Source organism: Paenibacillus sp. N119s, from assembly GCF_059447605.1.
On record NZ_JCAJRU010000146.1, the window covers coordinates 1 to 13,258 of the forward strand.

The 13,258-nt window shown below is 45.2% G+C and carries 12 protein-coding genes and 1 pseudogene; 11 read left to right on the plus strand and 2 right to left on the minus strand.

The features are described from left to right. Window positions 1–222: pseudogene (locus AC5V8P_RS16515) on the plus strand (acetyl-CoA carboxylase carboxyl transferase subunit alpha); the annotation flags it as partial. A 125-nt stretch (window positions 223–347) separates the two neighbouring features. Next, a complete protein-coding gene (gene pyk / locus AC5V8P_RS16520) occupies window positions 348–1,778 on the plus strand; it encodes a pyruvate kinase (RefSeq protein WP_063213118.1) in 1,431 nt (476 codons plus the stop codon). A gap of 97 nt (window positions 1,779–1,875) precedes the next feature. On the opposite strand, the gene AC5V8P_RS16525 is transcribed toward pyk, so the two are convergent. Next, window positions 1,876–2,763, minus strand: a complete 888-nt coding sequence (locus AC5V8P_RS16525; RefSeq protein ID WP_064796227.1) for a LysR family transcriptional regulator — start codon at window positions 2,761–2,763, stop codon at window positions 1,876–1,878. Window positions 2,764–2,969: 206 nt separating this feature from the next. Between AC5V8P_RS16525 and AC5V8P_RS16530 the strand changes: the two genes are divergently transcribed. The 7 genes from AC5V8P_RS16530 (at window position 2,970) to AC5V8P_RS16560 (ending at window position 9,155) form a co-directional block, all read left to right on the plus strand. Then, complete coding sequence (locus AC5V8P_RS16530) at window positions 2,970–3,893, plus strand: phosphate ABC transporter substrate-binding protein (RefSeq protein ID WP_013370342.1); 924 nt, start codon at window positions 2,970–2,972, stop codon at window positions 3,891–3,893. 106 nt (window positions 3,894–3,999) lie between these two features. Beyond that, the gene (pstC, locus tag AC5V8P_RS16535) at window positions 4,000–4,932 is read left to right on the plus strand and encodes a phosphate ABC transporter permease subunit PstC (RefSeq protein WP_063213116.1); all 933 of its coding nucleotides are present in this window, start codon (window positions 4,000–4,002) and stop codon (window positions 4,930–4,932) included. Beyond that, window positions 4,932–5,828, plus strand: a complete 897-nt coding sequence (gene pstA, locus AC5V8P_RS16540) for a phosphate ABC transporter permease PstA (RefSeq protein WP_064796262.1) — start codon at window positions 4,932–4,934, stop codon at window positions 5,826–5,828. The genes pstC and pstA overlap by 1 nt, the downstream gene beginning before the upstream one ends. Before the next feature lie 17 nt (window positions 5,829–5,845). Continuing rightward, window positions 5,846–6,688, plus strand: coding sequence for a phosphate ABC transporter ATP-binding protein PstB (pstB, locus tag AC5V8P_RS16545; RefSeq protein WP_064796226.1), 843 nt, complete (start codon window positions 5,846–5,848; stop codon window positions 6,686–6,688). Between the two features lie 208 nt (window positions 6,689–6,896). Further along, the gene (pelA, locus tag AC5V8P_RS16550; RefSeq protein ID WP_064796225.1) at window positions 6,897–8,105 is read left to right on the plus strand and encodes a pectate lyase; all 1,209 of its coding nucleotides are present in this window, start codon (window positions 6,897–6,899) and stop codon (window positions 8,103–8,105) included. Window positions 8,106–8,241: 136 nt separating this feature from the next. Continuing rightward, window positions 8,242–8,760, plus strand: coding sequence for an acyl-CoA thioesterase (locus tag AC5V8P_RS16555; protein ID WP_063213113.1), 519 nt, complete (start codon window positions 8,242–8,244; stop codon window positions 8,758–8,760). Continuing rightward, entirely contained in the window at window positions 8,757–9,155 is a 399-nt protein-coding gene (locus AC5V8P_RS16560) for an FxsA family protein (protein ID WP_081276763.1), read from the plus strand. Before AC5V8P_RS16555 ends, AC5V8P_RS16560 begins: the two co-directional genes overlap by 4 nt. A gap of 30 nt (window positions 9,156–9,185) precedes the next feature. Here the strand turns inward: AC5V8P_RS16560 and ytvI are convergent, their stop codons facing one another. Next, a complete protein-coding gene (gene ytvI, locus AC5V8P_RS16565) occupies window positions 9,186–10,304 on the minus strand; it encodes a sporulation integral membrane protein YtvI (protein ID WP_064796224.1) in 1,119 nt (372 codons plus the stop codon). A 344-nt stretch (window positions 10,305–10,648) separates the two neighbouring features. Here ytvI and citZ point away from each other — a divergent pair, with 344 nt between their 5' ends. Both citZ and icd read left to right on the plus strand, forming a co-directional pair. Beyond that, window positions 10,649–11,761, plus strand: a complete 1,113-nt coding sequence (gene citZ / locus AC5V8P_RS16570) for a citrate synthase (RefSeq protein ID WP_063213111.1) — start codon at window positions 10,649–10,651, stop codon at window positions 11,759–11,761. Between the two features lie 147 nt (window positions 11,762–11,908). Next, a complete protein-coding gene (gene icd, locus AC5V8P_RS16575; RefSeq protein WP_016819629.1) occupies window positions 11,909–13,204 on the plus strand; it encodes an NADP-dependent isocitrate dehydrogenase in 1,296 nt (431 codons plus the stop codon). Window positions 13,205–13,258: the final 54 nt, after the last annotated feature.

A 13,258-nucleotide genomic window follows, 5' to 3' on the forward strand; every position in this document is an offset into this window, starting at 1 on the left:
CTGCGCATGGAGATTATTGAGGATATTGTGCCAGAGCCGAAAGGGGGCGCACATCGTAACTATGAAGTGACCGCTGCCGCAATCAAGGAGTTACTGGAACGTCATTTGGCAGACCTGGCGAATATGAGCTGCGATGAATTGAGAGAAGACAGATATCAAAAATTTCGGAAAATAGGCCAATACACCTTTTTAAAGCCCTCGGAATCTGAGCCTATGTTGTAATACGCTGGAAACGGGTAACAATAAATATGACGAACTTCCTATACAAATAGGAAAAAGTGTAGTAGATTTAATTGTTGGAAAAAGATATAAAGAGTAGCACCTTTGAAAACGGAGGAAAAACCCAAATGCGCAAAACTAAGATTGTATGTACCATCGGTCCTTCCAGTGAATCATTGGAAAATGTGAAGAAACTGATTATGGCTGGTATGAACGTAGCCCGCCTGAATTTCTCTCACGGTGATTTCGAGGAGCATGGCAACCGGATTAAAAACATCCGTCAAGCTTGTAAGGAGCTTAACAAAAATGTTGCTATTTTGCTCGATACGAAGGGGCCGGAAATCCGGACAGGAAAGCTCGAAGTTGAACCTATCGAGCTTGTTCAGGACGAGTTCATTACGCTGACAACGGAAGAAATTCTCGGTACGAAAGATCGTATCTCCATTACGTACAAGGATCTTCCCTCGGACGTGGAGCCCGGCTCCACCATTCTGATCGACGATGGTCTGATCGGACTCACCGTTATTGAAGTATCAGGCACTGAAATCAAATGCCGCATTGTCAATGGCGGAACGATCAAAAGCAAGAAGGGCGTTAACGTTCCAGGCGTTGCTATCTCATTGCCTGGTATTACGGAGAAAGATGCGAATGATATCATTTTTGGTATTGAGCAGGACATTGATTTCATCGCAGCTTCTTTTGTTCGTAAAGCAAGTGATGTACTGGAAATCCGTGAATTGTTGGCGAAGCACAATGCAAGTCACATTCAAATCATTTCCAAAATTGAAAATCAGCAAGGTGTTGACAACCTGGATGAGATTTTGGAGGCTTCCGATGGCCTGATGGTTGCCCGTGGTGACCTCGGTGTGGAAATTCCTGCTGAAGAAGTGCCTCTGGCGCAAAAATTGATGATTAACAAATGTAATGTAGCTGGCAAACCTGTTATTACGGCAACACAAATGCTGGATTCCATGCAACGTAACCCGCGTCCGACTCGTGCGGAAGCAAGTGACGTAGCCAATGCTATTTTCGACGGCACAGATGCAATTATGCTGTCCGGCGAAACTGCTGCGGGTAAATACCCGGTAGAATCTGTATTGACGATGTCCCGTATTGCAGAAAAAGCTGAATCTTCTCTGAACTACCGTGATTTGTTCAAAAAACAAAGAACGGCTCAAGAGATTAGTATTACAGAGGCAATCAGCCAATCCGTTTCTATTTCGGCACTTGATCTGCATGCCAAAGCAATCCTGACGTCCACTCAAAGCGGTACAACGGCGCGTATGATTTCTAAATACCGTCCGGAAGCTCCGATTATCGCTGTGACAACACAGGAAAGAACAGTTCGCCGCTTGGCTCTAATCTGGGGCGTACATGCAGTGCAAGGCAGACCAATCGTTGATACAACAGACAGTCTGTTTGACAATGCGCTGGAAGGCGGTCGCAAATCTGGCCTCGTTAAAGAGGGCGATTTGGTTGTAATCACAGCAGGCGTACCTCTTGGTGATTCCGGTTCCACGAACCTGATCAAAATCAGTTGCGTTCCAGCACAAGCGTAATTGTAGTCCCCCCGAAGTAATACAGGGTCGGTATCTACTCGTTGCAATAAGTAAAAGAGCATTCAGGTCTTATAAGACTTGGATGCTCCTTTTTTTGTTAGCTAATTCTCATTTCTCCTCGCCGTATAAAATCAAGGAATGCCTGTTGCATTTTGCTCATGGGCATATCTTGTGAGTACACCATGTTTATTTGATAGTGGCTCTTATTGCTGTCAGCTTCGGGATAAGGAAGCCATTCCACTGAGAGGGCAGTATGATCCTCGCTACGAACTCCGCAGGCAGGAAAGAAGGCAAGCGCTTCTCCGCCACCGACCACTTGCTTTACTACTTCCCAAGAGTTGATTTCCAGATGGGATCTAACTAGCGAGGAATAGGAATCTACCACAGATGCTCCGCTATATTTTACCCACATGTGCTTGTCCAGCGTATCGATCCCATTGATATCCAGCGACTTGGATGTCTTTGCTGATGCTGCTCGGATAATCCCCACCTGATCTGAAGCCACTGGTTCTGCCGCCGTATTCTCCAGGAGAGATTCTCGATCATCGAGAAAAGCGAAATCAATGTCTCCCTCTTTCAGTAGCTGCTTGATTACATCCGGAGATTGGATCTCTAGCTGAATACGACATTTTGGGTACTGCTGCGCAAATTCAGCCACGATGGTCGGGAGAAGATACATGCCCGAAATCGACTCTGCACCCAAATGTAGTTGACCCTGTGATTGTTCTGTCAGCTCATCTACAGCTTGTCTGGCGTCTTGCTCTAGAGAGAGAATCTGCTTTGCGTATGGGAGCATTTTTTTACCAGCCTCGGTCAGCATAATTCTACCTTGTTGAAGAGAGAACAAAGTTGCACCCATTTCCTTTTCCAGACTTTTCATATGAAAGCTGACGGTGGGCTGTTTGATCTGCAAAGTTTCAGCTACTTCCGTCGCTTTATGAAACTTGTCGATCAGCACTAAGATGCGCAATTTTAATATATTCATAGAATTGAACAGCTCTCCTTATTTGATATTCATGCGTGAATTTACACTATAGATTTATTATATACCGAAAAATAATTTATCTATCAATATTTTATATTTGTTTTACAAAACCAAGTTGTTCGTCTAACATTCCAAGCCTACAATGTAAAAGTGTTGATGGTCATAAATAAAAAACCGTCACTTAAATAAGGGGAGGACAATAAAAAATGTTGAAAAAATGGCCGTTCATTCTGATGACTCTCACCATGGTATTTGCACTTGCAGCTTGCGGATCAGGTAACAATGCTGCACCACAAGGAGATGCTGCTGCAGGAACAGACAATAAAGCAGCTGCTGAACTGACAGGTAACATTCTGGCTGTTGGCTCCACTGCGCTTCAACCATTGGTAGAGCAAGCGGGACAAAAATTTATGGCTGTCGATAAATATAAAGGCATTGCAGTTCAAGTGCAGGGCGGCGGTAGCGGTACTGGCTTGACTCAGGTTTCCGGCGGACAAGCGGATATCGGTAACTCTGACGTGTTTGCAAAAGAAAAACTGGAGAGCGGCGCAGAAGAACTGGTCGATCACCAAGTAGCTGTTGTAGCTATGTCAGCGGTAGCGAATCCTAAAGTAGGCGTTACAGACCTGAAGAAAGATCAACTGGTCCAAATCTTTACAGGTAAAATTACGAACTGGAAAGAAGTTGGCGGTGCGGATCAAAAGATCGTAATTGTGAACCGTCCAAGCAGCTCCGGTACTCGTGCTACCTTTGAAAAATACGCACTGGGACAAAAAACAGAAGATCTGCCAGGCTCCATTCAAGAAGATTCCTCTGGTACTGTGAAAAAGCTGATTGCTGAAACACCTGGTGCGATTGGTTACCTGGCTTTGTCCTACATCGACAACACAGTTACTGCTTTGAAATACGACGGTGTGGAAGCTAACGTTGAAAATGTAGAACAAGGCAAATATCCAGTGTGGGCATATGAGCATATGTACACCAAGGGTGAGCCAAAAGAGCATGTAAAAGCATTCCTGGACTACATTCTGTCTGATGAAATCCAAAAAACAGACGTTGTAGATTTGGGATACATTCCAGTATCAGGTATGCAAGTGAAACGTGATGCTGACGGCAATATCACGAAATAAGGAGAGGTTAGCTCCTGTTCGGATGAACACAGCTAACGCGAGTATATTCACGAAGAAGAGGCGGACTAGCGTCCGACCTCTATTCTTCGGTTAAAGGAGTTACAGTATGGAACCAATTGAAGGGAAGGCATACATGGAACAGAATAAACGATCCCGAGTTATGAAAGAAAGACATTACTGGGAAGAATGGACCGGCCGCATCTATACGTCGGTTTGTGTCGTTTTTTTAGTTGCAGTCATTGTCTCCATTGTATATTTTGTTGCCTCCAAAGGTGTAGCTACATTTGCGGTGAATGGAGTCAGTCTGCAAGAATTTTTCTTTGGTACCAAATGGAGTCCGGATGGCGAGCCCAATTCCTTCGGCGCGCTGCCGTTCATTACAGGTTCTTTTGCCGTAACCATATTAGCGGCCTTAATTGCCAGTCCGCTTAGCTTGTGCGCAGCTTTATTTATGACGGAAATCGTGCCGAAATCGGGTAAACGGATCCTTCAGCCTGCCATTGAATTATTATCCGGCATTCCATCGGTTGTTTATGGCTTTGTCGGTCTGACTGTAATCGTTCCGTTGCTGCGAAACGTGTTCGGGGGACAAGGCATCGGCATTCTCGCAGGTTGCCTGGTGTTGTCGGTTATGATTTTGCCGACGATTACGAGTATTATGGCAGATGCGTTGTCTTCCTTGCCAGGGGGTCTGCGTGAATCCTCTTATGCGTTGGGGGCTACCCGCTGGCAGACGATTGCCCGTGTTATTATTCCGACGCTGTTGCCTGCTCTTTTAACAGGAGTTATTCTCGGTATGGCTCGTGCCTTCGGAGAAGCGTTGGCTGTACAGATGGTTATTGGGAATGCACCGCACATACCGCATTCCTTGCTGGAATCCGCTTCGACCTTGACCAGCGTCATTACACTTAGCATGGGCAATACAGCGATGGGCTCCGTTCATAACAATGCACTCTGGAGCATGGCGCTTGTCCTTTTGCTTATGACATTTATTTTCGTACTGCTAGTAAGGCTGCTTGAAAGGAGAAACCGGGTTTGATAAAAGCTAAAACGACCGATAAGATCGCTACATTTGTAATCTGTTTCTTCGCCTTGTTCATTGTTGCACTTTTGGTAGGATTACTGGGCTTCATTTTGGCCCGCGGAGTCAGTCATATTTCTTTTGACTTTCTAACCAGTGCTCCCCAAACGTTACGCGCAGGTGGCGGGATTGGCCCGCAATTATTTAATTCTGTATTTTTGCTAATTTTAACTTTGATTATCACCATTCCAATCGGCTGGGGCGCTGGCATTTACATGGCGCAATATGCAAAGCCGGGGAAAATTACGGACTTCATCCGACTTGTCGTCGAGGTATTGTCCTCGTTCCCGTCGATCGTGATTGGATTGTTTGGACTATTACTTATCGTCAATACGTTTGATTTTGGTTTTTCCCTTTTGTCTGGGGCTCTGGCTTTGGCCGTATTCAATCTGCCGCTGATGGTTCGCACAACGGAGCAGGCTTTCCGTGCAGTGCCAAAAGAGCAAAAGGAAGCGGGACTTGCGCTTGGGTTGTCCAAATGGAAAATCATTACCTCCATTTTGTTGCCAGCTGCGCTGCCGAGCTTGATTACGGGGACCATCTTGGCCGCAGGCCGCATTTTCGGGGAAGCCGCCGCGTTGCTGTTTACAGCAGGGATGAGTACGCCGCCGCTTGATTTTACCGATTGGAATCCATTGCATGCCAGATCACCTATTAATCCGCTGCGGCCTGCTGAAACATTGGCTGTTCATATTTGGAAGGTCAACAGTGAAGGTATTGCTCCTGACTCCAAGGATATCGCCGCAGGCGCTTCCGCAGTGTTGGTACTGCTCGTACTGGTCTTTAACCTGAGTGCAAGATGGTTCGGAAGAGTCGTCTATCGCCGTCTGACAGCAGCCAAACGTATGGACTAGAGAGGGGATGGAGAATAATGGAATATGTGATTACACGAACGGCAAAAACCGCCTCACCAGCAACATCCGTTCAGTCTACGCATTCAAAACAACTTGCGGAGCAGCATCCGCACCCGTTTAGTACCGAGGATTTGAGTATTTATTACGGAAGCTTTGAGGCTGTGAAAAAAGTAAACTTAGCCTTTCCAGAGCAGACCGTGACCGCCTTGATTGGGCCCTCCGGCTGCGGTAAATCGACCTTTTTGCGTTCCCTTAACCGAATGAATGATGAAATTGCATCTTCATCAACAACCGGACATATTTGGATGGATGGACAGGATTTGACTGCGCCGGAGACGGACGTGATCAAGCTGCGTCAGCAAATTGGCATGGTATGGCAGCGGCCGAATCCTTTTTACAAATCGATTTATAATAACATTGCCTTTGGCCCCAAATATCGCGGAGTGCGCAAAAAGAAGCAGCTTGATGAAATCGTCGAAAGCAGCCTGCGCAAGGCGGCATTATGGGATGAGGTCAAGGATCGTCTTCACGATTCTGCTCTCGCTCTGTCTGGTGGGCAACAGCAACGGCTTTGTATTGCACGTGCCCTTTCCGTAGAGCCGAAAATTCTATTGCTTGACGAACCGGCTTCCGCGCTGGACCCTGTGTCTACAGGCAAGGTGGAAGAGCTTATTACCGAATTGAAAAAAGAGCTGCGAATTGTGATTGTAACGCACAATATGCAGCAGGCTGCACGGATTTCCGATTATACTGCTTATTTTTATGTCGGAAGCTTGGTTGAACATGGGAAAACGAACGATATATTCACAAATCCTGAAAACGAGCTGACTCAAGAGTACATCATGGGTCGCTTTGGATAAGCCGCACAGTTTGACGATTTGTTTTAAATATGAAGCAGGATAAAACATCTTACTAAGCTAGTATTAGTAAGATGTTTTTTTATTAGTTTAATAAACTCTTATATTTGTATATAATAAAATATATTGATTATTTGGCTATATTTTCATATAATACATGTGTTTAATAGTTCTTGAATCACCACAATCGAATTAAAAGGAGAGACTTGGAATGAGGTTTAACGTTAAAAAAACTGTCAAATGGATCGCCTTTTCTGGCATGGCTATTACCTTAACATCGGGACTTATTAACCCTTCATGGGCAGCAGCAGAGCAGGATATGACTGATGCGGGCACTAGTGTTATCCAAGCCGTATATAACGATGCAAACGTTTACAAAAATGCTATTGTTCCAATGGCCACTGTGAATGTGAGTAGTTTGCTGGACAAGTATCGTGATTTTAGTAAATTTTCCACTGGGAATACATCCAAGGACACTACGCTTGCCTTGAATATTGTATCGTGGCAATTGCCGCATGGCGGATTTTTCAAAGCGATGGAAAAAAATTATAAATCCAAATGGGACGGCAAGGCAGCGCGCTCTACATGGAAGAGCAAGGATGGTGTTGAACTTGGAACGTTTGATAACGAAGCCACGACAACCGAGATTCGCTTTTTAGCGGATGTATACAAAAGAACTAAAAATAAAGACATTAAGAATAGTGTGCAAAAAGCAGTTGATTTCGTACTAACCTCTCAATATTCCTCAGGTGCTTGGCCACAGGTATATCCTAAACGTGGTAATTATTCCGATGCTGCAACCTACAACGATGATGCAATGGTTAGAGTGATGGTGCTGGCAGATGATATTGTGAACAAAAGGCAGCCGTTTGATAGCGATATTCTTGATAATACATATCGCTCCAGGCTTCAGCAGGCTCTGAATAAAGGTGTACAATATACACTTAAAGCTCAAATTGTAAACAATGGCACGCCAACGATTTGGGGAGCACAGCATGATCCGTTTACTTATGAATCTGTACCTGCGCGAGCATTCGAGCTTGCTTCCAAAACAACTACGGAATCGGTAGGTATTACGGCCTTCTTGATGTCTCAACCGCAGACAGCTGAGGTGAAAAAAGCAGCTCAGAGTGCCTTGAAATGGTTTGACACGAATCGGATCGACGGTATGAAATACAATCGTCAAGGTCCGGAGTTTTTCCAAAAGGATGCATCAAGCGTGATGTGGTATCGTTTCTACAATGTGGGGGACAATAAGTATTTCTTCTCGGACCGAGATGGCAAAAAGTATACGGACATTATGAAAATAAGTGAAGAAAGACGACTTGGTTATGCTTGGGCGGGAACTCAGGCGAAGAGCTTGCTGAAACTGGCTTCGGAAAGTGGATATTACAAACTGTCCAAGCCGTTGCCGCAATAATAAAGTCATCATATTAATGTTATGTGAGGGTGGAACCGATTGGGTTCGGCCCTCTTTTTGTTCCCAGGCGGTAAATATGGTTTAATGGAGAGAGGGCAAAATAGAGATAAAGATGCACAAAGATAGGAGAGCTTGTATGACTCAAGAGGAGAAACAAACGCAATTACGATGGTATGGAGCGCCTCTACGTGTCCGTTATCAGGAAAGCGACCAGATGGGGGTCGTGTATCATGCGAATTACTTAAACTGGTTTGAGATCGGGCGTACGGAAATGATCCGACAGGCGGGTTTTAACTATCGGAGTATGGAAGATCGAGGCGTTATGCTGCCAGTTATTGAAATCAATGCGAAATATGCGAGTCCTGCTCGATATGATGATTTAATTACGGTTTATACTGCTATCACGGACTTCTCCAGACTACGTTTGAACTACACCTATGAGGTTCGACGGGTAACGGATGAGGAGCACCAAAGGAATGTGGGAAAGGTATGGACAGAGGGTGATACACTACCAGGAGAACTGCTGGTCACGGGAACGACACGGCACGTGTGGCTGAACACCGACTGGAAGCCCGTTCGGCTCGATCAGGCACTGCCTGAGCTGTACACTGCGTTAAGGTCTGCTTTTACAGGCGGGGAGGGACAGGAGCCATGATGATGCGTAAACGTCTGTGGCTGTTGCTGCTGCTCATTCCGTTGGCGGAGCTGTACGGGTTTATATGGGTAAGTCACTGGATCGGAGCGGGCAAGACCATTCTGCTCATTATTCTGACGACGTTGATTGGCGCTGCCATGATGCAATTCGAAGGGCGCAAGGTGATTGCCGATGCCAAAAATGAAATGAACCGGGGGCAAATGCCCGGTCGTAAAATGCTGGATGGATTATGTGTGTTTTTCGGCGGAAGCTTGCTGCTTATCCCCGGATTTTTAACAGATATTATTGGTTTTACATTGGTGTTTCCTTTAACACGAGTATTGTACCGTCGTTTCTTATTGAAATGGCTGGAGAAGAAAATGAAAAACGGCAGTATTACGTTTCGACGCTTTTAAATGAAACTGCCGCTATCCCCTATCCCTGACCTAACGGACTCTTCCGGCAAGAATATAGTTGCGCAAGTCCTGAATGACATGCGCGCGATTCAGTGCATCAAGAACGATGAGTGATACAGGTCCAATAATGAGTCCTAAAACACCAAACAGCTTGAGCCCGATGAACATCCCGATGAGGGTGGGAAGCGGGTTCAATCCCACGCTGCTGGCCAGCACCTTAGGCTCGACGATCTGCCGTCCAATCAATAGGATGGCGTATAGGATTGACAATCCAACCCCTAGTGCCAAATTACCTGACATATATGCATACAGTGTCCACGGAATCATCACAATGCCAACCCCTAAATAAGGTAACAAGTCCACCAGCCCGATCATCAAACCGATGGTAAAGGCTGATTCCACACGCAAGATGAACAACCCAATGATGACCGTTAATGCTGTTATGGAAATGATAATAAACTGTGCACGCAAATAGCCGTACAATGCTTTACGCAGATCGTGCCAAATATCTGACAACGGTTTGCGGATCGTATCAGGAACCGTATTCGAAAGTAATCGACTATGTCGGTCCCAATCCTTACTGATAAAAAAGGCAGCTAATACAATAACCATTAGCACCGCTCCCATATTAGGCAGAGAGGTTAGCAGATTCAAAACCCCATTAAAAAATTGACCGACTAGTGTAGTAACAGCCGAACTGACGGTTTGAGTCGTTTTATCAATATTGCTGTTAATGGTGTGTTGGTAATCTGGATTATCCCGAATAAAATGGTTGATTTCAATAATTATATTTTGGATCAAATCACTTTGAGTCCAATCTATGAACAGGCTTTTGAAACGCTCGATATGCCCGTCAAAAGTCATGGCCAGCTTAATCACTTCTCGAACTATGCGGGTGATTGCAGCAGACAGGATGATCGCGATTCCGCCTAAATATACAAATAATGAGACCGTGACAGCCGCCCAACGTGGCATCCGAGCCTTGTTGCGCAAAAAAACGACCAGGGGATTCATAGCATAGGCCACAAGCCAGGCGAATAAAAAAGGATAAACGAGAGGGAATAGCACATATATGCCCAGCAACAGAGCTACAATCACGATTACGACCCATAGAGCACGAAATATGCGATTCAGGATTAATCGGCTCAAGCTCCCACGCCTCCTTTCTTTTCGATGGTATCCCTTAAGATCTGTGCTCTACTATACTTATGCGGGAAGAGGGTAAGACAAGACCTGTGTAAAAAAGTGCAAATGAGCTCATATGTTTTGTAAGGGGTTTCAAAAATTTCTTTATTGATGCGATAAAACATTTGAATGTGTTGGAATAGCCCTCAATGTTCACATAAACGACAAAATCCAGTATAGTGAAAGAAGGTTTAAATATTGACATATGGCGTTAACATTACTCAGCTATTTAAAAGGCATATCTTACTTTTGAAAATGTTTACATTGCAAGTCCGTTCACAATGTTTTTACAAAGGAGAGATGTAACGATGACAGCGACTAAAGGTCTGGAAGGGATCGTAGCGACCACTTCCTCCATAAGCTCTATCGTAGATGGCGTTCTCACGTACCGGGGTTATAACATTGATGATTTGGCTGTTAACGCCGATTTTGAAGAGGTAGCTTATTTGTTGTGGTTTGGGAAGTTACCTGACCAAGAGCAATTGCAGGAGCTTCGCAGCCAGTTAAGCGAATATGCTGCTATTCCGGATGAAATTATTACTCAGTTAAAGTTATACCCGAAAGAATTGAGCACGATGGCTGCCTTGAGATCAGCTGTATCGTCTCTAGCTTTGTATGACCCAGAGGCGGATGATATGTCAAGGGAGTCCAATGTGACAAAAACCGTTAAGCTTCAGGCGCAATTGCCCACAATTGTGGCAGCCATAGCACGTATACGTGAAGGCTTGGAACCAATTGCGCCTAAAAAAAATGTTTCCATTGCTGAAAACTTTCTGTATCAGCTGACTGGCAAGGATCCGGAGGAGACGGCTATTAAAGCGTTCAATCAGGCTCTCGTGCTGCATGCCGATCATGAATTGAATGCTTCGACCTTTGCTGCGCGTGTAACGGTAGCCACTTTATCAGATATTTATTCTGGAATCACATCTGCCATCGGGGCTTTAAAAGGACCGTTGCATGGTGGAGCCAATGAGGCTGTTGCCAAAACGCTGGAGGAGATTGGCGGTTTGGATCAGGTGGACTCTTATATTCAGGCCAAACTGGATAACCGCGAAAAAATCATGGGTTTCGGACATCGTGTCTATAAAAACGGTGATCCACGTGCCAAGCATTTGCACAAAATGTCTCGTGAGCTGGGAGAAATGAATGGCGACACTACGTTGTTTGATATGTCAGTTCGAATTGAAAGTATTGTAACAGGGCAAAAAGGCTTGAAACCGAATGTGGATTTTTATTCTGCTTCCGTGTATACCCAGCTGGGTATTAAGAGAGATCTGTTTACTCCTATCTTTGCTATGAGCCGTGTATCGGGGTGGACTGCACACATTTTGGAGCAATATGAAAATAACCGTTTGATTCGTCCGCGCGCCGAATACACAGGTCCAATAGATCAAAAATATGTGTCACCAGAGCTGCGCTAACCTTTGGAGGAAGATTGAGGTTGTATACCCTGAATTTAAAAAATAAGGTACAATAGAAGGGTCGGCGAGAGATGTACGTTTTTGTCTGTGATAAAGATCATGTCTTTCGCCCTGTACCCATTCATATCTGAGGAGGAAAAGGAACTTATGGCGAAATTTGAAAAGTTTGAGCTCCCAACTGAAGGCGAAAAAATTACGATTGATAACGGTCAACTGCAGGTTCCGAACCATCCGGTCATTCCGTTTATCGAAGGTGACGGCACAGGTCGCGATATCTGGAAAGCTTCCAAGCGCGTACTGGACGCGGCTGTAGAAAAAGCATATAACGGCACGAAAAAAATTGCCTGGTATGAAGTATTCGCTGGTGAGAAAGCTTTCAATACATACGGCGAGTGGCTCCCTAACGATACATTAGAAGCCATCCGTGAGTATATTGTAGCCATTAAAGGTCCACTTACGACACCTATTGGCGGTGGTATCCGTTCATTGAATGTGGCATTGCGCCAGGAACTGGATTTATACGTGTGCCTGCGTCCTGTTCGTTACTTTAACGGTGTCCCATCTCCAGTAAAACGCCCTGAGCTGGTAGACATGGTCATTTTCCGTGAGAACACAGAAGATATCTATGCAGGGATCGAATATGCCGAAGGGTCCGAAGACGTGAAAAAGGTGATTCAGTTCCTTCAGCAAGAGCTAGGCGTGAATAAAATCCGTTTCCCTGAAACTTCAGGAATTGGGATTAAGCCAGTCTCTTCCGAGGGTTCAAAGCGTCTGGTACGGGCAGCTATTCAGTATGCTGTTGACCACGGACGCAAGAGTGTAACGCTTGTACACAAAGGTAACATTATGAAATTTACCGAGGGAGCCTTCAAAAACTGGGGTTATGAAGTAGCCGAGCAGGAGTTTGCGGATAAAGTATTTACTTGGGCCCAGTACGATGTCATTAAGGAAAAAGAAGGTGAGGATGCGGCAAATGCAGCTCAAAAAGCAGCTGAAGATGCAGGCAAAATCATCATCAAGGATGCGATTGCTGATATTGCACTTCAGCAGGTGCTGACTCGTCCTTCTGAATTTGATGTCATTGCAACGCTGAACCTGAACGGGGATTATCTGTCCGATGCTCTTGCTGCTCAAGTTGGTGGAATTGGGATCGCGCCAGGTGCGAACATTAACTATGTAACCGGGCATGCTATCTTTGAAGCTACACATGGTACAGCTCCAAAATATGCCGACAAAGACGTGGTGAACCCTGGTTCCGTAATTCTGTCCGGCGTCATGCTGCTTGAACACTTGGGTTGGAAAGAAGCAGCTGACCTGATTTACAAAGGACTAGAGACGTCCATTAATAAAAAGATCGTAACTTATGACTTTGCCCGTCTGATGGATGGCGCTACACAGGTGAAATGCTCCGAGTTTGCGGACACTATTATTAGTAACCTGTAAGGAAGGGGAATACTACTTGACCATTCAACGCAAAAAAATATCCATTGTTGGCGC

Excerpts from the sequence above, each read along its gene's own strand:
- pyk (WP_063213118.1), top strand. The coding sequence starts at position 348 with ATGCGCAAAACTAAGATTGTATGTACCATCGGTCCTTCCAGTGAATCA.
- AC5V8P_RS16525 (WP_064796227.1), bottom strand. The coding sequence starts at position 2,763 with ATGAATATATTAAAATTGCGCATCTTAGTGCTGATCGACAAGTTTCAT.
- AC5V8P_RS16530 (WP_013370342.1), top strand. The coding sequence starts at position 2,970 with ATGTTGAAAAAATGGCCGTTCATTCTGATGACTCTCACCATGGTATTT.
- pstC (WP_063213116.1), top strand. The coding sequence starts at position 4,000 with ATGGAACCAATTGAAGGGAAGGCATACATGGAACAGAATAAACGATCC.
- pstB (WP_064796226.1), top strand. The coding sequence starts at position 5,846 with ATGGAATATGTGATTACACGAACGGCAAAAACCGCCTCACCAGCAACA.
- pelA (WP_064796225.1), top strand. The coding sequence starts at position 6,897 with ATGAGGTTTAACGTTAAAAAAACTGTCAAATGGATCGCCTTTTCTGGC.
- AC5V8P_RS16555 (WP_063213113.1), top strand. The coding sequence starts at position 8,242 with ATGACTCAAGAGGAGAAACAAACGCAATTACGATGGTATGGAGCGCCT.
- AC5V8P_RS16560 (WP_081276763.1), top strand. The coding sequence starts at position 8,757 with ATGATGATGCGTAAACGTCTGTGGCTGTTGCTGCTGCTCATTCCGTTG.
- citZ (WP_063213111.1), top strand. The coding sequence starts at position 10,649 with ATGACAGCGACTAAAGGTCTGGAAGGGATCGTAGCGACCACTTCCTCC.
- icd (WP_016819629.1), top strand. The coding sequence starts at position 11,909 with ATGGCGAAATTTGAAAAGTTTGAGCTCCCAACTGAAGGCGAAAAAATT.